This is a genomic window from Bombilactobacillus sp. ESL1092 (assembly GCF_058107465.1).
This window is the reverse complement of the sequence record NZ_CM176594.1, coordinates 895,957-921,455: the sequence shown is the minus strand read 5'-3', so window position 1 is coordinate 921,455 and position 25,499 is coordinate 895,957. Positions and strand designations below refer to the sequence as shown.

Annotated in this window: 22 protein-coding genes; 19 read left to right on the top strand and 3 right to left on the bottom strand. The window is 38.6% G+C overall.

Annotation, left to right across the window (positions count from 1 at the left end):
* The first annotated feature begins 18 nt into the window (after positions 1-18).
* The 15 genes from dnaN (at position 19) to AC3B6Y_RS04170 (ending at position 16,581) form a co-directional block, all read left to right on the top strand.
* Positions 19-1,161 carry a DNA polymerase III subunit beta gene (dnaN, locus tag AC3B6Y_RS04240; protein WP_489790123.1) on the top strand — a complete coding sequence of 381 codons (1,143 nt, stop codon included), beginning with the start codon at positions 19-21 and terminating at the stop codon, positions 1,159-1,161.
* A 231-nt stretch (positions 1,162-1,392) separates the two neighbouring features.
* A complete protein-coding gene (yaaA, locus tag AC3B6Y_RS04235) occupies positions 1,393-1,599 on the top strand; it encodes a S4 domain-containing protein YaaA (RefSeq protein ID WP_489791471.1) in 207 nt (68 codons plus the stop codon).
* Positions 1,599-2,705: a DNA replication/repair protein RecF gene (recF, locus tag AC3B6Y_RS04230; protein ID WP_489769358.1), complete on the top strand. Its 1,107-nt coding sequence runs from the start codon at positions 1,599-1,601 to the stop codon at positions 2,703-2,705. Before yaaA ends, recF begins: the two co-directional genes overlap by 1 nt.
* Positions 2,702-4,654, top strand: coding sequence for a DNA topoisomerase (ATP-hydrolyzing) subunit B (gene gyrB / locus AC3B6Y_RS04225; protein WP_489769359.1), 1,953 nt, complete (start codon positions 2,702-2,704; stop codon positions 4,652-4,654). The genes recF and gyrB overlap by 4 nt, the downstream gene beginning before the upstream one ends.
* Before the next feature lie 19 nt (positions 4,655-4,673).
* Positions 4,674-7,145 carry a DNA gyrase subunit A gene (gene gyrA, locus AC3B6Y_RS04220; protein WP_489756885.1) on the top strand — a complete coding sequence of 824 codons (2,472 nt, stop codon included), beginning with the start codon at positions 4,674-4,676 and terminating at the stop codon, positions 7,143-7,145.
* Between the two features lie 184 nt (positions 7,146-7,329).
* Positions 7,330-7,626 carry a 30S ribosomal protein S6 gene (gene rpsF / locus AC3B6Y_RS04215; RefSeq protein WP_489756884.1) on the top strand — a complete coding sequence of 99 codons (297 nt, stop codon included), beginning with the start codon at positions 7,330-7,332 and terminating at the stop codon, positions 7,624-7,626.
* Between the two features lie 33 nt (positions 7,627-7,659).
* Entirely contained in the window at positions 7,660-8,172 is a 513-nt protein-coding gene (gene ssb, locus AC3B6Y_RS04210) for a single-stranded DNA-binding protein (RefSeq protein WP_489756883.1), read from the top strand.
* 31 nt (positions 8,173-8,203) lie between these two features.
* Positions 8,204-8,440, top strand: a complete 237-nt coding sequence (gene rpsR / locus AC3B6Y_RS04205; protein WP_489754979.1) for a 30S ribosomal protein S18 — start codon at positions 8,204-8,206, stop codon at positions 8,438-8,440.
* Positions 8,441-8,539: 99 nt separating this feature from the next.
* Complete coding sequence (locus AC3B6Y_RS04200) at positions 8,540-10,573, top strand: DHH family phosphoesterase (RefSeq protein WP_489756882.1); 2,034 nt, start codon at positions 8,540-8,542, stop codon at positions 10,571-10,573.
* A 13-nt stretch (positions 10,574-10,586) separates the two neighbouring features.
* Positions 10,587-11,039, top strand: a complete 453-nt coding sequence (gene rplI / locus AC3B6Y_RS04195) for a 50S ribosomal protein L9 (protein ID WP_489756881.1) — start codon at positions 10,587-10,589, stop codon at positions 11,037-11,039.
* Positions 11,040-11,355: 316 nt separating this feature from the next.
* Entirely contained in the window at positions 11,356-11,793 is a 438-nt protein-coding gene (locus AC3B6Y_RS04190) for a CidA/LrgA family protein (protein WP_489756880.1), read from the top strand.
* Complete coding sequence (locus AC3B6Y_RS04185) at positions 11,793-12,521, top strand: LrgB family protein (protein ID WP_489757696.1); 729 nt, start codon at positions 11,793-11,795, stop codon at positions 12,519-12,521. The genes AC3B6Y_RS04190 and AC3B6Y_RS04185 overlap by 1 nt, the downstream gene beginning before the upstream one ends.
* A 178-nt stretch (positions 12,522-12,699) precedes the next feature.
* The gene (dnaB, locus tag AC3B6Y_RS04180; protein WP_489769362.1) at positions 12,700-14,076 is read left to right on the top strand and encodes a replicative DNA helicase; all 1,377 of its coding nucleotides are present in this window, start codon (positions 12,700-12,702) and stop codon (positions 14,074-14,076) included.
* A 3-nt stretch (positions 14,077-14,079) separates the two neighbouring features.
* The gene (locus AC3B6Y_RS04175; RefSeq protein WP_489791470.1) at positions 14,080-15,228 is read left to right on the top strand and encodes a hypothetical protein; all 1,149 of its coding nucleotides are present in this window, start codon (positions 14,080-14,082) and stop codon (positions 15,226-15,228) included.
* Between the two features lie 69 nt (positions 15,229-15,297).
* The gene (locus AC3B6Y_RS04170; protein ID WP_489791469.1) at positions 15,298-16,581 is read left to right on the top strand and encodes an adenylosuccinate synthase; all 1,284 of its coding nucleotides are present in this window, start codon (positions 15,298-15,300) and stop codon (positions 16,579-16,581) included.
* Between the two features lie 112 nt (positions 16,582-16,693).
* Here AC3B6Y_RS04170 and AC3B6Y_RS04165 read toward each other — a convergent pair whose 3' ends face one another.
* Positions 16,694-17,566, bottom strand: coding sequence for a hypothetical protein (locus AC3B6Y_RS04165; RefSeq protein WP_489791467.1), 873 nt, complete (start codon positions 17,564-17,566; stop codon positions 16,694-16,696).
* A gap of 93 nt (positions 17,567-17,659) precedes the next feature.
* Here AC3B6Y_RS04165 and AC3B6Y_RS04160 point away from each other — a divergent pair, with 93 nt between their 5' ends.
* Together AC3B6Y_RS04160 and AC3B6Y_RS04155 are read left to right on the top strand one after the other, a co-directional pair.
* On the top strand, positions 17,660-18,925 hold the full coding sequence (locus tag AC3B6Y_RS04160) for a hypothetical protein (protein WP_489756875.1): 1,266 nt from the start codon (positions 17,660-17,662) through the stop codon (positions 18,923-18,925).
* A 12-nt stretch (positions 18,926-18,937) separates the two neighbouring features.
* Complete coding sequence (locus AC3B6Y_RS04155) at positions 18,938-21,574, top strand: transglycosylase domain-containing protein (protein WP_489791466.1); 2,637 nt, start codon at positions 18,938-18,940, stop codon at positions 21,572-21,574.
* A 132-nt stretch (positions 21,575-21,706) separates the two neighbouring features.
* Here AC3B6Y_RS04155 and AC3B6Y_RS04150 read toward each other — a convergent pair whose 3' ends face one another.
* A complete protein-coding gene (locus AC3B6Y_RS04150) occupies positions 21,707-23,149 on the bottom strand; it encodes an APC family permease (protein ID WP_489756873.1) in 1,443 nt (480 codons plus the stop codon).
* 85 nt (positions 23,150-23,234) lie between these two features.
* Between AC3B6Y_RS04150 and AC3B6Y_RS04145 the strand changes: the two genes are divergently transcribed.
* On the top strand, positions 23,235-23,654 hold the full coding sequence (locus AC3B6Y_RS04145; RefSeq protein ID WP_489757695.1) for a GtrA family protein: 420 nt from the start codon (positions 23,235-23,237) through the stop codon (positions 23,652-23,654).
* 13 nt (positions 23,655-23,667) lie between these two features.
* Here AC3B6Y_RS04145 and AC3B6Y_RS04140 read toward each other — a convergent pair whose 3' ends face one another.
* The gene (locus AC3B6Y_RS04140; protein WP_489791465.1) at positions 23,668-24,126 is read right to left on the bottom strand and encodes an 8-oxo-dGTP diphosphatase; all 459 of its coding nucleotides are present in this window, start codon (positions 24,124-24,126) and stop codon (positions 23,668-23,670) included.
* A 138-nt stretch (positions 24,127-24,264) separates the two neighbouring features.
* Here AC3B6Y_RS04140 and AC3B6Y_RS04135 point away from each other — a divergent pair, with 138 nt between their 5' ends.
* Positions 24,265-25,434 (top strand): pyridoxal phosphate-dependent aminotransferase, encoded by a 1,170-nt coding sequence (locus AC3B6Y_RS04135; protein WP_489756871.1) that lies wholly within the window; start codon positions 24,265-24,267, stop codon positions 25,432-25,434.
* Positions 25,435-25,499: the final 65 nt, after the last annotated feature.

Genomic DNA, 25,499 nt, shown 5'->3' with positions numbered 1-25,499 from the left:
ATTATTAAGGAGAACACCATGAAATTCTCAATCAATCGTAATCAATTCAACCGCCAAATCACAAATGTTCAAAGAGCTATCTCAACCAAAACAACAATTCCAATTCTCACAGGAATTAAATTAGATCTAAAAGATGAAGGTTTAACAGTTACCGGCAGCGATGTGGACATTTCTGTGCAAACTTTTATTGATCAACAAAATGCTGATAATGAACTAACAATTGAATCAACAGGTTCTATTGTTCTACCAGCCCGCTTTTTTAGCGACATTATCAAAAAACTACCTAATGACCATTTCAGTCTAGAAGTTTTAGATCATTTACAAGTGGCAATTACTTCAGGTAATTCTGAATTTAAGATTAATGGCTTAGATGCCAATAATTATCCACATCTACCAGAAGTTGCTAATTCCGATCAATTAAAAATTCCAGCCGACCTATTAAAACAAGTAATTGACGAAACCGTCTTTTCTGCTTCTAAAGAAGAAAATCGTCCAATTTTGACAGGTTTACATTTGACAGTTAACCAAGACCAATTATTAGCAGTAGCTACTGACAGTCATCGTCTCGCACAACGGATTATCAAAATTCAAAATCCAAACGCCAACGATTATGATTTAGTCTTGCCCGCGCGTAGCTTAAAAGAATTAGAACATTCAATTGGCGATAATGCCGGTGACATAAATTTAGCAATTTCTGAAAACCAAGTTTTATTCGAATTTGAAAATACTTTATTTTATTCACGGCTCTTAGAGGGCAATTATCCGCGCACTGATCGTTTAATTCCCGAATCATCGACGACCCAGATTGAAATTGAAGCCAAATCACTGTTAGCTTCAATTGAACGGGCTTCACTGTTATCACATGCTAGTCGTAATAATGTCGTACGCTTGGCGATTAATGCTGCCGAACCAAAAGTTATTATCTATGGTAATTCTCCTGAAGTCGGAACCGTTGAAGAAGAAGTGCAATTTGATCAAGTTACGGGTCAAGATTTAGACATTTCGTTTAATCCGGATTATTTAAAAGAAGCCTTACAAGCTTTCGGTGATACAAAAATTAAAGTTGAATTAACCGTAGCACTGCATCCCTTTACGCTGAAACCTTTAGCAGATGATCAAGGCTTTATTCAACTAATCACTCCGGTAAGAACTTTTAACTAAAATTTAAAATTAACTTTTAAGTAGAATGTCCGAACAATCGTTTACGGTTGCCGGACATTTTATTTTGCCTTGAAGCTAAATTTTTGCGTAAATTTTAATTTAAATGGTTTTTAGTCTTTTTAGTCTAAATGAGATCAATGAGCTAAAACGGCTTTAAATTGCTAGTTAAACCAAAAAGCGTTATAATTACCTTAGATAAGTTTATCTAATTATAAGGATGTGAGTGCAGCAATGAACATCAAATTAAATGGTGATTACATGACATTAACGCAAGCTTTAAAAGAAGCAGGCGTCATCGCCACCGGCGGTCAAGCTAAATGGTACTTACAGGAAAACACAATTTTCTTAAATGGTGAACCAGAAAATCGGCGGGGGAAAAAGCTCTATGCTGGTGATCAACTCCAATTACAAAATGGAGCTCAGTTAACCATTAACTAATGCAATTACAACAATTAGTTCTGAAAAATTTTCGCAATTATCAGCAATTAGCTTTGTCCTTTGGTCAAAATTTAAATATCTTTATTGGCCAAAATGCTCAGGGCAAGACCAATTTATTGGAAGCTATCTCGGTGTTAGCTTTGGTGCGCTCACATCGAACGAATAATAATCAGGAATTGATTCGTTGGGGTTGTGACTTTAGTAAGTTACATGCGGTGGTGCAAAAAAATAGTGGTCGTTTAACTTTAGATTTAATTTTAAGTGCTGCTGGTAAAAAGGCGAGTTTAAATCATTTAGAGCAAAAGAAATTGTCCCAATATGTTGGTCAATTAAATATTATTTTATTTGCGCCAGAAGATTTAACCTTAGTCAAAGGTGCTCCCGGAAAAAGGCGGCATTTTTTAAATATGGAAATTGGTCAAATTAATGCTCCGTATTTAAGTAACAGTTCGAAATATCGGCAAGTTTTAAAGCAGCGGAACCTTTATTTAAAGCAATTACGTTCGAAAAAAGCGCATGATCAAGTATACTTAGAAGTTCTTTCTGATCAATTAGCAGGTTTTGGTGCAGAACTAATTTATGAGCGCCAGCAATTTTTTGAGCAAATTCAGCAATTTTTGTTACCGATTCATCAACAAATCACGCAACAACAAGAAAATTTGCAACTGAAATATTTGCCGGCAGGAATTCAACAAATTACGACGGTCGAACAAGTTTATCAAGAACTATTGCACCAATTGCAAAAAAACCAAGATCATGATATTTGGTTAGGTTCAACCACTACGGGGCCCCATCATGATGATTTTCAATTTTTGATTAATGATAAGGATTTGCAGAAGTTTGGATCGCAAGGACAACAGCGGAGCGCGGTCTTAAGTCTGAAGTTAGCAGAAATCGAATTGTTTAACCAACAGGTTGGTGAATATCCAATCTTGTTATTGGACGATGTTTTGTCAGAATTAGACCAAGTGCGGCAGACCCAATTATTAAAGGTAATTCAAGATCGCATTCAAACTTTTATTACAACCACAAGTTTAGATGGGGTTGATTTAACTAAAATTGATCATCCGAAAATCTTTCAAATAAAAGCTGGAGGGATAGTATGAGTGATAAAGATTCAAACAAGCAGGAGAGCTTGGCGCAAAGAGCCAAGGAATATGATGCCAGTCAAATCCAGGTTTTATCCGGCTTAGAAGCCGTTAGAAAACGGCCGGGGATGTACATTGGCTCAACGAGTGTGCAAGGATTGCACCATTTAGTTTGGGAAATTATTGATAACGGCATTGATGAAGCGTTAGCTGGTTTTGCCACCGAAATTAATGTGGAAGTAGAACCGGATAACAGTATCACGGTCATTGATGATGGTCGGGGGATTCCGGTAGACATTCAACAAAAAACGGGTAAACCCGCTTTGGAAACGGTCTTTAATGTGCTACACGCTGGTGGTAAATTTGGCGGTGGCGGTTATAAAGTCTCGGGTGGTTTGCACGGGGTTGGCGCTTCAGTAGTCAATGCATTAAGTACGCATTTAGATGTTGAAGTGCACCGCAATGGCCAACGCTATTACATGGACTTTGAACGGGGCAAAGTGAAAACGCCAATGAAAGTTTTGGGGGCCATCACTGATGATCGCCCACATGGTACTAAAGTGCATTTTGCACCCGATCCCGACATTTTTACCGAAACGACGGTTTATGATGATCATACCTTAGTGACCCGGATTCGCGAATTAGCCTTTTTGAATAAAGGTTTGAAAATTACGTTTACGGATAAACGGCAAGACACGGCGGAAAAGCTCGAATTTCACTATGAAGGTGGCATTAAAAGTTACGTTGAGTATTTGAACGAAAATAAAGATGTCATTTTTGAAGAACCAATTTATGTCGAGGGCGTTCAAGATGGGATTACTGTGGAGGTTGCTTTACAATATACGGATGATTATCATTCGAATTTAATGACCTTCGCTAACAATATCCATACTTATGAAGGCGGCACACACGAAGCTGGGTTTAAAGCTGCTTTAACCCGGGTGATTAATGATTATGGCCACCGAAATAATTTACTCAAAGACAACGAAAAATTGTCCGGTGATGATGTGCGTGAAGGTATGACAGCCGTGGTCAGCATTAAACATCCGGATCCACAATTTGAAGGCCAAACTAAAACCAAATTGGGCAATTCTGATGCCCGCACAGTTACCGATCGGACTTTTGCCGATCATTTTAATAAGTTTTTGTTGGAACATCCTGCTCAAGCGCGACAAATTATTGATAAAGGAATGCTAGCTTCCAGAGCTCGAGTAGCGGCCAAACGAGCACGTGAAGTAACGCGGAAAAAATCCGGTTTGGAAATTAGTAATCTGCCCGGTAAATTAGCAGACAATACTAGTAAAGATCCAGAAATTTCTGAATTATTTATTGTTGAGGGAGATTCCGCCGGCGGTTCTGCTAAAGAGGGGCGCTCACGCTTAACGCAAGCTATTTTGCCGATTCGCGGTAAAATTTTAAATGTCGAAAAAGCTTCAATGGATCGGATTTTAGCGAATGATGAAATTCGCACTTTGTTTACAGCAATGGGCACGGGTTTTGGTAATGATTTTGACGTTACCAAAGCGCGCTATCATAAATTAATTATCATGACGGATGCCGATGTTGATGGTGCCCATATTCGGACCTTATTGTTGACGCTGTTGTATCGTTATATGCGTCCAATTTTGGAAGCTGGCTATGTCTATATTGCCAAGCCGCCGCTATATCAAGTCCGCCAAGGTAAAATGTCGCGTTATATTGATTCTGATGAAGAATTAAAAGATTTTATGGTGACTTTACAGCCAAGTCCTAAACCCGTCATTCAACGGTATAAAGGTCTAGGTGAAATGGATGCCGATCAACTCTGGGAGACGACGATGAATCCCGAAAATCGGCGCTTGGATCGAGTAGCTAGTTCTGATGCAGCTGATGCCGATCGAGTTTTTTCAATGTTGATGGGTAATAAAGTCGAACCACGGCGAGAGTTTATTGAACAAAATGCGCAATATGCAGAGTTAGATTTTTAATTGAGGGAGCTGATAGTGCATGGCAGAAACTGATGATCGCCGTATTCAAACGGTTGACCTATCCAAAACAATGCGGAGTTCATTTTTAGACTACGCAATGAGTGTCATTGTGGCTCGGGCGTTGCCTGATGTCCGTGATGGCTTGAAACCCGTTCACCGGCGAATTCTATATGGAATGAATGAATTAGGTGTTACGCCGGACAAGCCTTATAAAAAATCCGCCCGGATTGTGGGGGATGTAATGGGAAAGTATCATCCCCATGGTGATTCCGCGATTTATGAGTCGATGGTGCGGATGGCGCAAAAATTTAGTTATCGTTATTTGTTAGTTGATGGACATGGTAACTTTGGTTCCGTCGATGGCGATTCTGCGGCCGCAATGCGGTACACCGAAGCAAAAATGAGTAAAATTGCGACCGAAATGTTGCGTGACATTAATAAAGATACCATTGATTTTCAAGAAAATTATGATGGAACTGAACGTGAGCCCGTGGTTTTGCCAGCACGCTTTCCGAACTTATTAGTCAATGGTGCGACGGGGATTGCTGTCGGGATGACAACCAATATTCCGCCCCACAATCTGACTGAGGTTATTAATGGCATTCACATGTTGATGAAAAATCCAGATGTAACTACTGCTGAGTTGATGCAGGCCATTCCTGGACCCGATTTTCCTACTGGCGGTGTGGTAATGGGTAAGTCGGGGATTCGGCATGCCTATGAAACGGGCCGTGGAAATATTGTTTTACGGGCCAAAGTAGAAATTGAAACGCTAAAAAATGGTCGGGAACGATTAATTATCACTGAATTACCCTACATGGTTAATAAAGCTAAGTTAATTGAACGGATAGCTGAATTGGCACGGGATCACCGGATTGAGGGAATTACTAACTTGATCGATGAATCAGATCGCACAGGTATGCGGGTGACGATTGATATTCGTCGCGACATGAGTGCTAATGTTGTTTTAAACAATTTATATAAGATGACTGCTTTACAAACTTCATTTGGTTTTAATATGGTTGCCATCGTTAAAGGTGCGCCGCAAGTCTTATCGTTAAAAGAAATTTTGCAATATTATTTAAAACATCAAGAACAAGTTATTCGTCGACGCACCCAATTTGAACTCAAGAAAGCGCAAAATCGCGCGCATATTTTAGATGGTTTACGCATTGCGTTAGATCATATTGATGCGGTGATTGAAGTGATCCGCAGTTCTAAAACGGCGGAAATTGCGAAAAGCACTTTGATTACCCAATTTTCTTTGTCTGATAAACAAGCTCAGGCAATTTTAGATATGCGTTTGGTCCGTTTGACTGGCTTAGAACGAGACAAAATTGAAAATGAGTATCAAGATTTGATGACCAAAATTGCTGATTATCAAGATATTTTAGCGAAACCTGAGCGGATTGACGAAATAATTTATCAAGAATTACTGGAAATTCAAAGTAAATATGGTGATGCCCGCCGCACGGAATTATTAGTCGGCGAAGTATTAAGTATTGAAGATGAAGATTTAATTGAAGAAGAAAATGTCTTAATTGTTTTGACTCATAGTGGTTACATCAAGCGGTTGCCCGCCGACGAATTTAAAGTACAAAATCGTGGTGGTCGCGGCATTAAAGGGATGGGCGTCAATGACGATGATTTCATTGAACAATTAATTTATACATCGACGCATGATGTCTTACTCTTCTTCACTGATGCCGGCAAGATTTATCGTTCGAAAGCTTATGAAATTCCTGAATATGGGCGTAGTGCTAAAGGAATTCCGATTATTAATTTACTAGGAATTGATAACGGTGAACAAATTCAGACGGTGGTTCATTTAAAGAAGGATGCTTCTAGTGCGGATCATTATTTATTCTTTGTCACTAAACAAGGAACCGTGAAACGTACAGCCTTAGATGAATTTCAAAATATTCGCAAAAATGGTTTGCGAGCAATTACTTTAAAAGATAATGACTCGTTAGATAATGTAATGCTAACCAATGGTCAGAATAATATTTTGATTGGCACGCATTTAGGCTATGCTGTTGCTTTTGAAGAGAATGCAGTGCGGATTATGGGTCGCACGGCCGCAGGCGTACGGGGTATTCGCTTACGAGAAGAAGATTACGTCGTTGGTTCAGCCATTTTAGCTGAGCAAAGTGATGTATTGGTCATCTCAGAAAATGGTTATGGTAAAAAAACACCGGCCACAGAATATCCAATCAAAGGGCGCGGTGGCAAAGGAATTAAGACTTCGAATGTGACGGCTAAAAATGGTCCGCTAGCAGGAATTACGACCGTTGCTGGAACTGAAGACATGATGGTGGTAACCAATCAAGGCGTCATGATTCGGTTTGCAGTTAATAATGTTTCGCAAACCGGCCGGGCCACTTTAGGTGTGCGGTTAATTAAATTGGATGATGGCGCCAAGGTTTCGACAATGACGAAGGTAGATCCCGAACCGGAAGTCACCGAAACTCAGCCAGATTCAGAAAACTAAAAATTCTTAAAGTTTTTAACGTAATCTAAAAGTGCAAGGCGCTTGGAACGTTAAAAACTTTTTTGGTAGTATTTTTTGGTAAATGATGGTAGAATACTATTCTGTGAGTATTACACTTTAAGATAGTTAATACTCCTTGAGAATAATCTATTTATTCTCCATTAGTCCATAAGGAGGTAAAATAATGGCTCAAACACATTATGAAATCACTTATATCATCAAACCGGATATTTCTGAAGAAGATAAGAAGGCCTTGATTGAACGCTTTGATAAGGTTCTCAAAGACAACGGTGCTGATGTATTAGATTCAAAAGATTGGCAAAAACGGCGTTTGGCTTACGAAATTGGTGGTTACAATGAAGGTACTTACCATATCGTTAATGTTAATGCCCAAGACCAAGCAGCGATCAATGAATTTGACCGGTTATCAAAAATTGATGACAGCATCTTACGTCATATGATTATCAAGCGCGAAGATTAATCTGTTGGAGACAGTCAAAAAGGAGACAGGAGTATGATTAATCGTAGTGTATTAGTTGGTCGTTTGACCCGTGACCCTGATTTGCGGTATACAGCTGCAGGAACAGCCGTTGCTACTTTTACCGTTGCTGTTAATCGGCAATTCACCAATTCGAATGGTGAACGGGAAGCTGATTTTATTAATTGTGTGATTTGGCGTAAATCAGCGGAAAATTTTGCTAATTTTACGCATAAGGGCTCATTAGTTGGTATTGATGGGCGCATTCAAACTCGCAATTATGAGAATCAACAAGGACAGCGTGTTTACGTGACCGAAGTTGTAGTGGAGAATTTTGCACTGCTAGAACCGAAATCGGCGAACCACAATAATGGAAATCAAAATCAAACGGTTGAAAATAATACGACTCCTGGACCAAGCAACTCTAATAATAATTTTAATAATTCCAATAATAGAGCTGCCAATAATTCTGCTCCATCAATGGATGAAGATCCATTTGCGGATAATACGCAGTCGATTGATATTTCAGATGATGATTTACCGTTTTAAATTTTGTGAATAATTGAAAGGAGCGTTCAACATGGCACAACAACGTCGTGGTGGCCGTCGTCGCCGGAAGGTTGACTTTATTGCCGCTAACCATATTGAATATATTGATTACAAAGATACAGATTTGCTGAAACGTTTTATTTCGGAACGAGGCAAGATTTTACCTCGTCGAGTAACGGGAACAAGCGCCAAGAATCAACGCCGTTTAACAATTGCGATTAAACGTGCACGAGTAATGGGCTTATTACCATTTGTTGCTGAAGATTAATAAGCTTCAATCCCAAAGAAGTCTACTCAAGGTAGGCTTCTTTTTTAATGTAAACAGTATGTTAAAATATAGCTAAATTCTAGTTACAAGAGGGTAAGTATGAAAAAAAAGAGCGTAGCTAAGAATAGTTTATTAGCTATTAGTCAGCCACTACGTTGGGGGTTAATTGTCGTAGTGGTTTTGGCTTTAATTTTAGTTAGTTTAATTTTTGGAATTAGTCCAGTTTTAGGTTTATTGGTCTTTATTATTTTTACGTTAATTGTCGCCATTGGTTCTTATTTATTACGCAAGTTTGTGGTGCAAACTAATAAATATCTATACGATTTATCATTTCGTGAAAATCGGGGCAAACAAGAAGCTTTGATTAATATTCCCATTGGGATGTTACTGTATGATAACGACAAACAGCGCACGATTGAATGGGTGAATCCTAATTTACAGCGCCATTTTGTTGATAAGGATTTACTAGGACGTAGTTTAAATCAAGTTAATCCAGAATTAATTCAACTGGTCGAAAAAAATGAACAGCAGCAACAAGCTGCGACGTTATTAACTATTGGTCAAACTCAATTTCAAACTTTTGTGCAACCAAATTTTCGCGTAATTTATTTTTTGGATGTTACGCAGTATGTAGCTATTAAGCAAAAGTATGAAGATGAAAAAATTTCGATTGGGCAAGTGTTTATTGATAATTATGATGAGCTTGTGCAAACCATGGCTGATCGGGATCGCTCAGATTTGAATAGTTATTTAACTAATCAATTAACTGATTGGGCTAATCAAAATGAAATGTATTTAAAACGCGTGGCCAGTGACCGTTTTATTGTGGTGGGCTATGTGAATGCGCTAAAGGCCCTGGAAGCTAATAGCTTTTCAATTTTAGATCAAATTCGTAAGACTACTTCGCAGCAAAATGTGCCGTTAACTTTAAGTATTGGCTTTGCTTATGGTAAAGATAATTTGGCCCAACTAGCGTTAGATGCGCAAAAAAATATTGATTTGGCCTTGGGTCGAGGTGGCGATCAAGCAGTTGTACGTGAGGCGGACGAACCAGCACGCTTTTATGGCGGCAACACCAATCCGATGGAAAAAAGGACGCGTGTCCGGGCACGGATGATTAGCCAAGCCTTAAGAGAGTTATTTAACCAAGTTGATGTTATTTATGTGATGGGGCACCAACAACCTGATATGGATTCTTTAGGTGCCTGTTTAGGCATTCATCGAATTGCACAAATGAATAATAAAACTTGTAAAATTGTGATTGATGCTAACGGAGCGCACACAGATGTTGCACGTTTATTGCAATGGATTGAGCAAGACCAGCATTTATCAAATGATTTAATTACGCCGCAACAGGCGTTAGATCAAGCTAATGCGCAAAGTATGTTGATTATGGTTGACTTATCCAAACCATCGCGTTCCGCTAGCCCAGAATTGGCGGCAAAGTTAGCCGATCAAACGGTAGTGATTGATCATCATCGGCGTGGTGAAGAATTTCCTGCTAATCCATTACTGGCCTACATTGAGCCTTATGCTTCCTCGGCTAGTGAATTGGTAACTGAAATGATTGAATACCAACCACAAAGTCAACAGTCTTTATCTAAACTAGAAGCGACGGCTATGCTAGCTGGTATTTTTGTCGATACACATTCCTTTTCTTTACGTTCAGGAACACGGACGTTTGATGCGGCCAGTTATCTACGCTCAGTAGGAGCTGACAGCACGAAAATGCAAAATTTGCTGAAAGAAAATGTGTCATCCTATATCCAAAGGAACCATTTAATTGATACTGTACAAATGGTGACGCCACAAATTGCCATTTGCACGGGTGAAGAAGATCAAGTTTATGATTCCGTGATTGCGGCACAGGCAGCTGATACTTTATTGACCTTATCAAAAATTGATGCTTCATTTGTGATTACTAAAAGGTCCGATGCCAAAGTAGCAATTTCGGCGCGAAGCTTGGGTGACTTTAATGTGCAAGTTATTATGGAAGAAATGGGTGGTGGCGGTCATTTATCCAATGCGGCAACGCAATTAGCTGATTATACAATTGCTCAAGCTAAGAAAGAATTGATTGCAATTATCCAACAAAAAGTAGAAGATAAACCTAAGCAAGCAGACAATAACTAGGAGGCATGAAAAGATGCGTGTAATTTTCACACAAGATGTTCGCGGTAAGGGTCGGCGTGGCGAAGTCAAGGAAGTCGCTGATGGCTACGCGCGCAACTTCTTAATTAAAAATGGTAAAGCTCAAGTTGCCACTGCCAAGGCCATTAGTGAATTGAATGGTAAAAAGCAAGCTGAACAACGAGAAAAAGATGAAGAACAAGCTAGTGCTCAAATGATTAAGACCGTTTTAGAAAAAGATGAAACGGTGGTTGAACTACAATCGAAAGCCGGCAGTGATGGTCGGTTATTTGGTTCAATTCCCAGCAAACAAATTGCGCAAGCTTTAAAACAACAGTACCAAATTGAAATTGATAAGCGCAAAATTGAATTGGCCGAGCCGATTAAAGTTTTAGGTTATATGAATGTACCAGTGAAATTGTATCCAGGGATTGAAGCCTCCATACGGGTGCATGTCAGTGAAAAGTAATACTATTGTTGTAATGTAAATTACAGTATTAGTTGCAGAATTTTTTGAGAAAAATTATAAAGAAACTAGGTTCTTGTGAATTCTAGTTTTTTTAATAGCTCAAAGATGTAAGGGCTTGCAGATTGTGAAGCAATTATCTTGTGAAATACTTGACAAATTCGTGAAAACGTTATAAACCATATGTAGATAGTTTTTAGTTTTTATTAAACTAAAATTTTATCGATTTTGGGAGAAAGAAAGTGATGATTGAACCAATTTATTGTTTAGGTCTCTTAGACAATAAGTGCGATAAATTTTAAGAATAGGTGATGTGAAAATGAAACCAGAAGATAAGAAGCCAAAAGCTGCACCATTATTGATTCAAATGTTAATTTATGCAGCAATTTTGTTTGTATCACAGTGGATTTCTAATATGATGCCAAAATCATTCCCTGTACCGACGCCGGTTATTGGCTTGATTTTGTTATATTTATTATTGACTTGTCATATTATCAAATTGGAGTGGGTTGATTCCTTTGGAAGTGCCATGATTGGTTTAATTGCCTTTTTGTTTGTACCATCCGGAATTTCCCTAGCTGCTAATTTGAACATTATGGCAAATGAAGGTGTCCAATTAGTTATCGTCATTATTTTATCAACAATCGTTTTGTTGGTAGTAACGGCTTATACAACAAGATTGTTATTATGGATCAGTAAAAAGATCAAACATACTGATACAGATACACAAGAACAAGTAGGAGGAGAGAACAAATGATGGCAGAGTTATTATCGAATCCCTTATTTGGTATCTTACTTTCATTGGGAGTTTTTGAAATTGGGCAATACTTATTTAATTTGACTCATGGCTTTTTCTTATTTCAACCGTTGTTTGTAGCGATGGTTTTGGGAATTTTTCTAATTTTCTTGTTAGGAAAAGGCATGGGAATGACGACTGCAGCAGCTTATACGAAATTCTATAAGCCTGGTGGGGATCTAATCTTCTGGTTCTTAACACCTGCCACAATTGCTTTTGCAATTCCGCTTTATAAACGTAATGATGTGTTTAAGAAGAATTGGCTAGTTATTTTATTGAGTTTGTTAATTGGTACCTTTATTTCCTTATTTGTTATTTTGGGAATTTCCAAACTCTTGGGACTCAGTCGGGTCGGCACAGCTTCCATGATGAGTCAATCAGCTACGACTGCGATTGCTTTACCATTGTCAACAGCTATTGGTGGCAACACTGCTGTTACTGCGATGGCATGTATCCTGAACGCCGTTATCATTTATGCTTTAGGTAAATGGTTAGTTAAGTGGTTCAGATTGGAAAGCGACCCCATCGGTGCTGGTTTAGGTATGGGTACTGCTGGACATACCGTTGGTTCTGCTTTTGCCTTGAAATTAGGTTCTGTTCAAGGTGCGATGGCCGCTGTTTCGGTTGTTATCATTGGTATTGTTGATAATATTGCAGTGCCACTGTTTGCACAAATGATGCATCTGTAAACACTAGTTTATAATTTAAATGATAAAACCTTTTCTAGTTAGTTAATTTAAACGTTGGTAACTAGGAAAGGTTTTTTGTTTACTTTCGATGGTGTTTAATGTTATTTTGAATATTTTAAAACATATATTATCCCTATATTATCCGTGGTAAAATTGTAACTAGATATGAGGTTAATTCATGAATGATACAACAATGCAGAGAATTCCACCTAATAATAAAGAGGCTGAACAATCAGTTCTAGGATCGATTCTATTACGTCCAGAAAAAATTGTTGATGCGGCTGAATATTTGACGACTGAGTCTTTCTATTATCATGCGCATCAGTTAATTTTTGCTGTCATGTTGGAATTAAATGAAGCAGACCAGGCAATTGATGTCGTGACTGTTAAAAATCAACTTGAAGCTAAAAATCAGTTAGCAGATATTGGCGGCGTTAATTATTTAGGGGATTTGGCAACAACCGTCCCCACCGCCGCCAATATTGTTTATTATGCCAAAATTGTAGCTGATAAAGCCGTATTACGACAGTTGATTAATACGGCAACTGATATTGTAGCCCAAAGTTTTGATGAGCAAGATACCGATGTGGCAAACGTCTTGGATAATGCCGAGCGAGCTATTATGGAAGTCGGCGAAAACCAAAATAATAACGGCTTTAAAAAATTAGCCGATGTTTTAAATGATACGATTGAAAATATTGACCAGTTAGCCCAAGAAGATTCACAAGTGACGGGGTTAGCTACCGGATACAGTGAATTAGATAGTATGACTGCTGGTTTACATGCTGATGAATTAACCATTTTGGCTGCCCGTCCTGGCGTCGGCAAAACGGCTTTTGCACTCAACGTCGCGGAAAATGTGGCAGTTCATAGTCAGCAAACGGTGGCCATTTTTAGTTTGGAAATGGGAGCTGACCAATTAGCTAGCCGGTTATTATGTGCTCAAGGGAGCATTGATGCGAATCATTTGCGCACCGGAACTTTGAACGATGACGAATGGCAAAATTTAATTGTGGCCATGGGTATTTTGTCCAAAACCGATATTTATATTGACGATACTCCAGGAATTAAGATGGCAGAAATTCGAGCTAAGTGTCGCCGCCTGGTCAAAGAGACGGGAAATATTGGTTTAATTATTATTGATTATTTACAGCTAATTGAAGGAACTGGTCAAGAGAATCGGCAACAAGAAGTTTCGACGATTTCACGACAATTAAAAAAACTAGCGAAAGAATTACATGTACCAGTTATTGCTTTATCACAACTATCACGGGGGGTAGAGCAACGACAAGATAAGCGACCAGTTTTATCAGATATTCGTGAATCTGGTTCCATTGAACAAGATGCGGATGTGGTCGCCTTCCTGTATCGTGATGATTATTATAACGATGGTGCTGATGACGAGGAAGGTAGTGAAGCTAGTGATGATACTAACGCTGGTGAAGTGGAAGTGATCATTGGCAAAAATCGCTCCGGTCCGCGTGGTACAGTGAAATTATTATTTGTGAAATCATATAATAAGTTTGCTGCAATTTCACCACTGACAGAAGGTTAATTCATGAGTAAAGTACAACAACTGCAACAAGCACAACAAAATCAGCAAATTGTCGATCTGTTTATTCGCCAAACGGGTGACATTTATACTGGTTTTGTCACCGCGTTAGATCATAAGTGGGTCATTGTGCATACCTATAATGATTATGGCTTACTTGATGGTTATGTCTTATTAAAGATTAGTGGCATTGCGTCTATAACCACGGAAGGATTGGATTTAAAGCGGCTGAAACGGCGGATTGATTTAACGGCTACTAATAAGATACATTGGGCAAAAGAACTGGCAGTGCCGCAGTTTGCTGCAAATAATTTGATTCAGCAATTATTGGACTTTTTGCAGCGTCAGCAACAAGCTATTTTGGTAATTTTGGCAGGTTCTAATCGTTATTTGCAAGTGAAGTTACAGGACTTTCGGCAACAACAATTGCACTTGCAATTACTAGATTCCTTTAACTTTGCTAAGATTGGGCAAAATTTAACCGTTGATTTAGAGCGCGTTGTTGCTTTGGAATTTGTCGGCGCCCAGTTACAATTAGCCAGTACGATGTTTCAAACACAGCATTTACAACACACACCTTCGGTTTTGGTGAAAAATAATCCGGAACTAAGACCAATCTTACAACGCTACCAGCAACAGCAACAATTAATTTTGTTGTACTGTTCCAAAAGTGCGGATGTATTTTTTGCTGGACAAATCATGCAACTAGATCAGCAATTTTTGGTCATGAAATTATTAGATCATTTGGGCTGTTTTGGTGGCTATGCTTTAATTAACCTGCAGGATATTGATTTTGTTTCTCCGAATTGCGATTATTTACAAATGCTGATTCTATATTTTAATTATCAGCGCCAGCACAAGACTTTAGTGCAACCTGTTTTAGATGATCAATGGCAATTTGGAGCTGATTTTGTGGAAAGTGCCCTGCAAAGGTTAGTGCAACAGCAAAATATGGTCCGTTTTCGCCAACGCGATCAAATGTTAGATCAATTAGCTTATTGTCAGGCACTAGATAAGCAAACGTTAACTTTAGCAGTTTTTGAAGATTTACCGGATACTAGAACGTCTAGCCAAAGTTTGCCTTATCAACAATTATCGGTCTTAACTTGGGAATATTTAAATACATTTTTTACTAAAGACGAATTAATAGATTGATTGTTGCTATTAATGTTCGTAATTGATAGAATGTTACTGGACCGAATTTAGTAAAAAGGGATGACATTTATGACAGGTGTTGTAGTAGTTGGAATGCAATGGGGCGACGAAGGAAAAGGTAAAATTACTGATTTTCTTAGTCACGATAGTCAAGTGATTGCACGGTATCAAGGTGGTGATAATGCTGGGCATACGGTGGAAGTTGAACAGACTGCTTATAAAATGCGCTTAGTGCCCTCCGGTATTTTGTATCCTGATAAAGTGACAATGATTGGTAACGGAGTCGTGATTAATCCCAAATCCTTGGTTGAAGAAATTGCCCGACTTAAGCAGCAACATGTCAGCTTTGAACATTTTTATATTTCTAATCGGGCCCAAATTATTTTACCGTATCACATCCGCATGGATGAATTACAGGAAAAGAGTAAAGGTGCCAACAAAATTGGCACCACTAATCGTGGAATTGGTCCAGCTTATATGGATAAAGCTGCTCGGATTGGCATTCGGATGATTGATTTATTAGAAAAAGATACTTTTGCTGCCAAGTTACGCCAAAACTTAGATTTGAAAAATAAAGAATTTACTCAAGTTTATCAAGGGCAAGCTTTGTCTTTTGATGATATTTTTGCTTCATATTATGATTACGGACAACAATTAAAACCGTATGTGATTGATACTTCAAAAATGTTAAATGAACAAATTGAGCAAGGCGCTAATGTCTTATTTGAAGGTGCGCAGGGCATCATGCTCGACATTGACCATGGTACTTATCCATATGTTACTTCTTCAAATCCTGTGGGTGGTTATACTGCGGGGATTGGTGTAGGTCCCACTAAGATTCATTATGTGGTTGGGGTCGCTAAAGCCTATACTTCGCGTGTAGGTGACGGCCCGTTTCCAACAGAATTAACTGATCAAACAGGAAACTTCATCCGCGAGGCTGGACATGAATATGGAGTGGTGACGCAGCGGCCCCGTCGAATTGGTTGGTTAGATACGGTGGTGTTACGGCATGCAAAACGAGTTGCGGGAGTCACGGACTTAGCCTTAAATTGTATTGACGTTTTAAGTGGTTTGAAAACTGTTAAAATTTGTGTTGGATATCGTTTGCCTGATGGTTCGACAATTGATGAATATCCAGCTAGTTTACAGCAAATTGCGCAGTGCCAGCCAGTCTATGAAGAATTGCCCGGATGGTCCCAAGATTTACGAGGGCAAATGGATTTAGATAAATGGCCGTTGGCCGCTAAGAATTATTTAAAGCGGGTGCAAGAACTAACAGGGTTGCAGCTAATTAGTGTTTCTGTCGGCCCTAAACGGAATGAAACGATTGTTTTAAAAAACATTTGGTAATGATTATTTAATTACTGGAATTAAATAAGTCTTTCCTGGTTAATCTGCTGATTAATCAAGGAAAGACTTTTTTTAATTTGAATAATTGTTTCATGTGAAACAGCCAGTAATTCTAATTTTTTTGAGCTGCTGATTGGATACCATTGAGAAACTGAGTAAAGGCGTTAGTATTACGATTAAAAATCAAGGTGTAATGGTAGTGCTGGTGATTATTGTATTGCGTAATATAAAACCTTGTTTCACGTGGAACATCACTAAATTCATAAGCGGTAATGGCGCTATTTTTTTGATCAGCACCGCCACGATTAATATAATTTTTTAAGCCAGGAGCACTAGTTTGACTTAATCCGATATTTTGAGCTAACTGCTGATACTGTTTCACAGTTGTGGTTGGTTTGGCGGCTACGCCGGAATTTAACATGGTGGAATTAATTTTATCAATAAAATTTGGAACCTTAGAAATACCAGAAATACCGACGCGAGTTGTCCAAGTGATAAATTTGGGTGGTTTATTACTACTAAAATTACCTAAAAAACGAGCTTGTTGTGGCTTTTGCTGGTGGTAATAAACGCGGTAACGGTAACTATGAATCTGGTGAGTATCATCGTAGCGATTGACACTGACCGTTACATAATGACCGTGCCGGTTTTGACCGAGGACCAGTGGCGTCACACTATATAAATAGCGGTGCGGCTTTTGTGTAACCCACTGGCGTAATTGGCGGTTTTGCTGTTTAGATAAGAAGCCACAAGATTGTTGTTTACGATTAAAAAGTTTTACAATATGATTAGCATTTTTGAGTTGGTGTTGATAGTCTTGATCGTTGACTTCGTCGAGCGTTAGACTGGTAGGATGCTGACTGTGATTGATAGTTTTAGGATTCACGACGAGTTGAAAAGGAATAGTTTGACTAGATAACCAGTTACTGGTGGCATTAATGATTAATTTCCGGTTATAATAAGTAGGAATTAGTATAACTATCATTAAAATTAGGGTAACTAAACAACCTTTTTTTTTCATATTTCTTTTCACAAGAGCACCTCATTAATTATCTTAATTTAAGAAAGATTAGTTTTTATGAAAATTAATAAACAATCATTATTGCATAATTTAGAATTGACTAGCTGGGCGATGGTGATCATTGGCGTAGTAGGCTTTCTGTTGGAATTGGGCAACGGCTACTTTAATGTTAGTACCCAGCATTTTATTGATTCACAATATCAAGATCGCCAACAGTCGGCTTTAGTTACGCGGGTTAATACGCGTCGGTTAAATTTTACGACCAATTTAGCTAACAGTCCATTGGGGCATTTGACCTTACATCCGACCACGCGGCAAAAACTGACGCGAGTGCAGCAGTTATTAACTTTGCGAGTAGATAATCAGCAACAAATTGCACGTTATTATGACGGATCTTATTACGCTAATCAAGTAACAACGTCACGCTTAAATCAAACAGACCAGAATTTGTTAAAGGAAAAAAATCAAACTATTTATCAAAGAGAAAAAAATCGAATTGATACCATTAGAATTTGGTATGACCAAACCCAAGATGCTAAAACTTATCTAAATAAAAATTTAGCGAAGACTATTAGTCCCAAGCAGTTAACCATGACGAAAGCTTCGACGATTAATACTTATTATAAACTCATCAAAAATCGAGCCCTGAAAAAATATTGGCGCCCGAAAGTTGCTAAAGCTTTAAAGGAATTTAAAGTGGCCCAACAAAATCAAACTCAGGCACAAGTTAAACAGCAGCAAGCGGAACTTAAAGCTTTGAAAAATGCCCCGCTAACACAGAATTATCAACCAGCCAATGTGACTATTATTGATAATGCCAAACAGTTAGATCAGTTTAGTCATAGTTTACAACAAGATGATGTGAGTGCTACTAATGTCTTATTTTATTCTAATGCGGATCAAACCTTGACGTTATTACAACGTAACGGTACTAAATATTTACCGAAAATGGCCAGCTTAATGGCTACGAATAATGGTTTACCTACGGGAACTTATACTGTTAAAAATTTGATTTCTGATCCCGGAATTAATGCGGGCGTGGTTACCGATTTGAGTAGTAGCTCGTTTGGCGATTATTTAGCAGATGCCACGAGTTTTGCCGACCAAGATAATGATATTAGTGATTTTAATCAAGCCGAAACTATTTTTTGGTTGAAGAATAATGTGGCGTTGAAGAATTCGATGCTAATTGAAAATCAAAATCAAATTGGGTTTATTGCTAGTTCGATGATTAATCTCCATAATACTTTAACTTTAAGTACTAGTGATTTAACGCGATTAATGGCAATTGTAACGCCTGGAACAGTTTTATATGTGCGGTAATTAGGAGAAAGTATGAAAAATTTAGGTAAGCGTTGGTGGCAAAAAGTTTGCGCACATCCAATTAGAAAAGCAATTAAATATCTAATATTACTCGTTTTGGTGCTACTCTTAATTGTCGGCAGTAAAGTTGGACATCAGTATTGGCAAGAATTACAAAAAGATGTGACTGCCGGCTACTTGATTAGTGACGATATTACCACTAAAACTTTTTATCCGAAGCAGCCGACGGTGATCAAAGATCGGCATAATAAGGTGATGAAAACTTTAACGCATAGTCAATCAACGTATGTTCAGCATCAATTAATTAATCCCAAGTTAAAAAAAGGCGTGGTCGCTGTTGAAGACCGCCGCTTTTACCAACATCACGGAGTTGATTTAACGGGAATGCTGCGGGGGGTGGTGTTCTTAGTCTTGAGAAGACAAGTTCAAGGGGGCTCCACTTTGACCCAACAGTTGGTCAAAAATGTGATTTTGAAAGACCAAACGCAGAGCTTTGACCGCAAGATTAAAGAAATGGTGGTGGCGCAAGCCTTAGAACAGAAGTTTTCCAAGCAGCAAATTTTGGAATTTTATTTGAATGATGTTTATTTAGGCCATGGCTGTTATGGGATTGGTAGTGCGGCCCAATATTATTTTTCCAAGTCCCAGCAACAATTAACGTGGGGGCAAGCTGCATTATTAATTGGAATTCCCAATAATCAAGTGTTGTATGATCCGATATTGCATCCGCAACGAGCAATTAATCGGCGGAATACGGTCTTGTATAGCTGGTATCAACAAAAAATGATTTCGAAGAAAACCTATCAACATGCTAGTAAACAATCGTTACATTTAAAAATTCATAACTTTAAGTATGATAATGATATTTCGCAAAATTACGCCTTGAATTATGCGGTGAAATCTGCCGTACAACAATTAATGACGATTCACGGTTTTCAAATGCAGTATTTGTTTAACAATGATCAAGCAAAAAACACTTATAAAAATGAGTATGCGCAAGCTTATGATAAGTACTATGGTGAATTATTAAATGGTGGTTATGTGGTTAAAACGACCATTGATCAAAACTTGCAACAACAGATCGTACAATTGGTGCAACAGCAGTATGCTGCTTACCAACAGCGTGATCAAGATGGCAAATTAGAGCCGCAAGTGGCTAGTACCATCGTTGATAATCGGACTGGCGATGTGTTGGCGATTGTTGGTGGCCGAACGACAGATGGTGATCAATTGAATCGGGCGAGTGATGCTTATCGGCAGCCGGGTTCCACGGCTAAGCCTTTAATTGCTTATGCGCCAGCGTTTGAGCGCGGTTATGCGCCGCAATCTAAAGTGATTGATGGACCCGTCGGAAATGTGAGCAACTGGTACAGTGGCTATCGCGGCGCAGTCACTTTAAGAACGGCCTTAGCAGATTCGATTAATACGGTGGCCTTTAAGTTGGCCTTAGGTGATAAGCAACAAAGCTTCTATCAAGATTTGGGTAAAATGCAATTTCAAGGTTTATATCCTGCTGATCAAAATGCTATTATTGCGGTGGGAGGCTTTACGAAGGGAGTAACGACTACTGAAATGGCTTCGGCATATAGTTCGTTTGCTCGACAAGGTAATTTTATTGCCCCCAGTAATGTCCGCAGTATTTATGATACAAATAATTCACGAATTTTATATGAAAATCCCCACGTACCGGTCAATGTTTATTCGGCAGATGCCAGTTATATGATGCTGAATGCGATGCAAAGTGTGGTCAACAATGGTTTGGGCAAGGATGCTGCTTTAAGTGATTATCCTTATGTCGCTGGTAAAACCGGAACGACGGATAAAAATTTAGATAGTTATTTTGTTGGTATGACACCATATTTTACCATTGCTAATTGGACGGGCTTTGATCACCAACAACCATTAACGGCCGAGCAAGAGGAGTTGTCGATTAAGACTTTTAAAACTGAAGGTGATTATTTAGTTAAAGCGTTGAAAGAACCTAAAAAAGATTTTGTCATGCCAAATACCATTCGGCGTGACGGCGATAATCTTTATGTGCGGCGTGAAGCAACGGGTAAAAGTATTGAACAAGTAATCCATGATAGTTACTTGGCCTTTAATAGTGCCGAAATTAATGCAAATAAAAAACGTCTAACGGATTTAGACTACCGATTAATCTATCATTTAACTAAAAAGCAGGAACTGCAACGGGAACGTAAGGTGCAGCAAGCCATTGAACGTTACCAGCAGGTTCCCTTTGATAAATTAAGTCAGTACGGTCACCAATTGACTAAATTACAAAAAGTCCGTTATCAAAATGAGAATGTTAAACGCATGTCAGCTAAAGCAAACTTCAATCAACAAATTATGCAATTGCAGCGAGAATTAAATTTGACGCAAGCGCAATTAGAAGCTAAGAAAGAAAATGGTCGCTTAGCCAAATTTGAAGCTCAAAAGAATCAAATTGAAACTCAACGGGCCACTAAAAAGCAGGCGATGATTGATAAATTAAGACCGCAATATGAGGAGCAATTAAGTCGTGTGAAGGCGGCTTATCAAAATAATGCTGCTGATAAAGAAGCTCAAAAGCAAAAATTAATTGACTTAATTAATCAAATTCGCAGTTATGGTGGCAATGTCCCAGATCCAGTGATTGATGTTAATTAATGGGGCACAGTTATTAGGAAGCAACAGTAGTTGGATCAATTGAGTACAATTATCTCTTGTTATTTTGGCTGCATCAAAAAAGTTTGGGTCATTTGTTGAAACCCAAACTTTTTTAGTAGTGTAATTTAAAATTTAGTTGTTAGTTAGTTCGCTTTTTTGGCGCCGGGCAATCATTGGTAGAATAAAGCCTAACGCAATCAAAACGACAGGCGTAATCACATTGAGACTAATTTGGAACCACCAAGCGTGCGGATTACTGCTGTAATTTAATTTGGGAACCATGCCTAAGATGCAGGCAAAAGCTGTAAATAAGAAACACCATAAGCCCAAAATAAAGCCAGTTAGTGGTTTTCTAACAAACATGTAATCTGCTTGGTGGTGCTTGAGTTGTTTGCTTAACGCCATAAAAGCGACAAAAACCCATAAATACCGGAATGGATTAATGACAGAATTTAAGTTTAATAGCCACTTGTATAAATCATTCATGCCACCAATGCCGAAAGCAGGTAAAATAATTAAAATGGTGACTAAAATACCGGTTAAATAATAACCATTAATAAAAATATTGTTTTTATTTTTTTTGAGAAGCTTCCGCGGAATATACTGAGGATCACTATCTTCTAATAACATGCGTAACGGTGCGTCAATCGAAATGACAGTAGCGGTGGCGGAACCTAAGACATTAGTGATGGCATACATCCAAACGAATAAGTTACCAACATGGAAATATTTGCCCAGAATCTGAAAGGCATAATAAGCACCGTTAGCCATCAAGTCGTTAGGAATATGATTCGAATCAAAAATCATCCCTAAAGCAAATGATCCTAAAATAGCGGAAACGCTGACCATAACGGCCAAGCAGATCATGCCGATAGGAAATTCATGACTGGGGTTATGTGTTTGTTTGACATAGGGGGCGATTTTTTCACTACCTCCGACTGCAAAAACTAACATCGAAATAGTAGTAAAATAATTAAAATCAAATTTCGGTAAGTAAGTATGCAATTGGTTCATATGCGGTGTTTGAATCGTTAAGTGTGTCATGAAAGGAGCGGCTAGGCCTAAGATGATAAAGAGCATCGACATAATGAAAGCAATAATACCGGCAAAACTACCGAGATTTTTTAAAGTAGTAAACCCGCGGGCGGTCAACCATAAAAAGCCCAAAAAGATGACTAAACAAATAATTTGTAACGGCAGTGCTGGCACGGTATTCACAAAGTTACCGTTACCCTGAAACAGCCAACTTAAGCCCACGATAATCATTTGCGGTTTTTGCGCCAAATAAGGAATTTGGACCACCCAATAAGTCCAAGCTGCTAAATAGGCGAGCCGACTACCAGATAATTGTTTAATCCATGAGGCAACCCCTCCGCCGGAATTCTCAAATGTCGAGCCCAATTGACCGACCATTAAGGTGTAAGGAATGAAAAACAATAACATGATTAAAATCCATGAAGTAATAACGACTAAGCCTTGGTTAGCGTAGTTGTTAAACACATTGCCTAAGCCCCAAACGGACGTAAAGGCAATGAAGGCAACGTTATACCAACGGATTTTTTTGGTTTGTTCCATGGTTAAGACCTCCTAATTATAGTAATATGGTTCATAGTGTAACGAATTTTTAAGAAAATAACAATAAAATTTTAATGTGGAGAAAATTATGCAACGTTTAAAACAAATGATAGTTACTTACTGGAGCGTTATTAGCTACTTGATTTTTGGTGGTTTAACGACGCTCATAAATTTAGTAGTTTTTAATTGTTTATATACTTGGTGGCATTTTTGTGGTTACCAAATTGCGAATGTCACAGCGTGGTTATTGTCTGTGATCTTTGCGTATATAACCAATAAACTTTATGTGTTTGATTCACATCAAAGAAGTTCTCAAGCCGCGCGCAAAGAAATTGTGTCTTTTTTCTTTTTTCGGATTTTAAGTTTGCTGTTAGATCTGGCCATTATGGCTGTGGGAATTAGTGTTTTACACCAGAATGCTTTTTGGGTAAAAATTATTGACAATGTTTTAGTCGTCATTGCCAATTACTTTTTTAGTAAGATTTTTATTTTTACAGAGCACTAAACTAGTCATAAATTTAAAAGAAATAGGTTTGTGGTCCTTGATAGAGTACCTCATTGAAACCGGAAGTCATAACATTTAATAGATCATCCATGCCAGAAGCTAGTTGTTTATTTCCTGGGAAATCAGTTAACTTCATCCAAAAGACGGGACCTTCAGTTGATGATTGAATATTACCTTGAAAGTGCGTAGTACGATACAAGAAACAAATAAAGCGTCCATGACTTAAAGGATATTGTTTTAAACCACAGAGTTCTAAATTAGTTACGGTTAAGCCAGTTTCTTCTTGGACTTCACGTTCAGCAGAGCGGGTGATACTTTCGTGAGCTTCAACGTGGCCCCCCGGAAAAGCAATCCCCGGCCAATGAGGATCGCGGCGATATTCAACGAGCACTTGTTGCTTTTGGGCATCTAAAATTAAGACCATATTAGTTAATTCGACTGGTTCAGTGCGCATGTAATTAATCCTTTCCATCGTAAAAAAATATTCTGCTGTTATTATATAACGTTTAGTTGTTTGAAAATGAAAAAAGGCTACGTGAAAGAATAAAAAAATGCACTTTTTAGTAGCAAAGTGGTTATAATATGCTTAACAGGTGAGGAGAAGATTAAAATGAAATTTGAAGAATCCAATTTATTGCAACAGCTGCCCCAACAATTTTTTGCCACTTTAGTTCAAAAGGTCAATGCAAAAATTGTGGCGGGTGTCGACGTGATTAACCTTGGTCAAGGTAATCCAGATCAACCAACGCCTGATTTTATTGTTCAGGCATTAAATACAGCAGCTAAAGATCCCCAAAATCATAAATATTCACCGTTTCGAGGGTTACCAGAATTTAAACAGGCTGCCGCTGAGTTTTACCAACGTGAATATGGAGTGGAAGTGGACCCGGAAACAGAAGTAGCGGTCTTGGGTGGCTCTAAAACAGGTTTAGTCGAATTACCATTAGCTTTATTAAATCCGGGAGAGACTATTCTTTTACCAGACCCCGGTTATCCAGACTATTTGTCCGGAGTAGCTTTAGCACAAGCCAAAACCGCATTAGTGCCTTTGCGAGCAGAGAATAATTTCTTACCAGATTATCAGTCCTTAGATCCGAAAGTAGTTGCCGCAGCTAAATACTTATACTTAAACTATCCCAATAATCCTACTGGAGCGACGGCGACCCCCGAATTCTTTCAGGATACGGTGGCCTGGGCGCAACAAAATCAAGTGGGAATTGTGCACGATTTTGCTTATGGTGCTATTGGTTTTGATGGCCAGCGCCCCATCAGTTTTTTGCAAACACCGCATGCTAAAGAAGTCGGCATTGAGCTGTATACTTTTTCGAAAACATATAACATGGCGGGCTGGCGCTTAGGTTTTGCAGTGGGGAATAAAGAGATGATTGAAGCAATTAATTTGATTCAAGATCATCTGTTCGTCAGTGTTTTTCCGGCAGTTCAAAAAGCCGGGATTGCGGCATTGAGAAGTGATCAAACATCGGTTAAACAATTAGTGGCGCGCTATCAAAAACGTCACGACGATTTTGAACGGGCGGCACAAGCGATTGGTTGGAAACCAGTGCCCGCAGGTGGAACGTTTTATGCTTGGATGCCGACACCGCAACAGATGACCAGTCAAGAATTTGCTGATTTGTTGTTAGAGCAAGCTGGGGTTGCGGTAGCTGCAGGAACTGGATTTGGCGCCGCTGGTGAAGGTTATGTGCGGATTGGTTTATTGATTGATGAGCCGCGCTATAGTGAGGCTTGTCAACGCATTGCCAAATTAAATTTATTTTAAACTGAACAATTAAAAAACGGTCATTCTGCAAGCTTGACTGAGGATCTCAACTTGCAGAATGACCG

Coding starts and splice junctions, on each gene's coding strand:
- AC3B6Y_RS04170 (WP_489791469.1), top strand. CDS start 15,298: ATGACAGGTGTTGTAGTAGTTGGAATGCAATGGGGCGACGAAGGAAAA.
- gyrA (WP_489756885.1), top strand. CDS start 4,674: ATGGCAGAAACTGATGATCGCCGTATTCAAACGGTTGACCTATCCAAA.
- rpsF (WP_489756884.1), top strand. CDS start 7,330: ATGGCTCAAACACATTATGAAATCACTTATATCATCAAACCGGATATT.
- recF (WP_489769358.1), top strand. CDS start 1,599: ATGCAATTACAACAATTAGTTCTGAAAAATTTTCGCAATTATCAGCAA.
- AC3B6Y_RS04200 (WP_489756882.1), top strand. CDS start 8,540: ATGAAAAAAAAGAGCGTAGCTAAGAATAGTTTATTAGCTATTAGTCAG.
- AC3B6Y_RS04135 (WP_489756871.1), top strand. CDS start 24,265: ATGAAATTTGAAGAATCCAATTTATTGCAACAGCTGCCCCAACAATTT.
- AC3B6Y_RS04140 (WP_489791465.1), bottom strand. CDS start 24,126: ATGGAAAGGATTAATTACATGCGCACTGAACCAGTCGAATTAACTAAT.
- AC3B6Y_RS04150 (WP_489756873.1), bottom strand. CDS start 23,149: ATGGAACAAACCAAAAAAATCCGTTGGTATAACGTTGCCTTCATTGCC.
- AC3B6Y_RS04160 (WP_489756875.1), top strand. CDS start 17,660: ATGAAAATTAATAAACAATCATTATTGCATAATTTAGAATTGACTAGC.
- dnaB (WP_489769362.1), top strand. CDS start 12,700: ATGAATGATACAACAATGCAGAGAATTCCACCTAATAATAAAGAGGCT.
- dnaN (WP_489790123.1), top strand. CDS start 19: ATGAAATTCTCAATCAATCGTAATCAATTCAACCGCCAAATCACAAAT.
- yaaA (WP_489791471.1), top strand. CDS start 1,393: ATGAACATCAAATTAAATGGTGATTACATGACATTAACGCAAGCTTTA.
- gyrB (WP_489769359.1), top strand. CDS start 2,702: ATGAGTGATAAAGATTCAAACAAGCAGGAGAGCTTGGCGCAAAGAGCC.
- rpsR (WP_489754979.1), top strand. CDS start 8,204: ATGGCACAACAACGTCGTGGTGGCCGTCGTCGCCGGAAGGTTGACTTT.
- ssb (WP_489756883.1), top strand. CDS start 7,660: ATGATTAATCGTAGTGTATTAGTTGGTCGTTTGACCCGTGACCCTGAT.
- AC3B6Y_RS04175 (WP_489791470.1), top strand. CDS start 14,080: ATGAGTAAAGTACAACAACTGCAACAAGCACAACAAAATCAGCAAATT.
- rplI (WP_489756881.1), top strand. CDS start 10,587: ATGCGTGTAATTTTCACACAAGATGTTCGCGGTAAGGGTCGGCGTGGC.
- AC3B6Y_RS04155 (WP_489791466.1), top strand. CDS start 18,938: ATGAAAAATTTAGGTAAGCGTTGGTGGCAAAAAGTTTGCGCACATCCA.
- AC3B6Y_RS04185 (WP_489757696.1), top strand. CDS start 11,793: ATGGCAGAGTTATTATCGAATCCCTTATTTGGTATCTTACTTTCATTG.
- AC3B6Y_RS04165 (WP_489791467.1), bottom strand. CDS start 17,566: ATGATAGTTATACTAATTCCTACTTATTATAACCGGAAATTAATCATT.
- AC3B6Y_RS04190 (WP_489756880.1), top strand. CDS start 11,356: ATGAAACCAGAAGATAAGAAGCCAAAAGCTGCACCATTATTGATTCAA.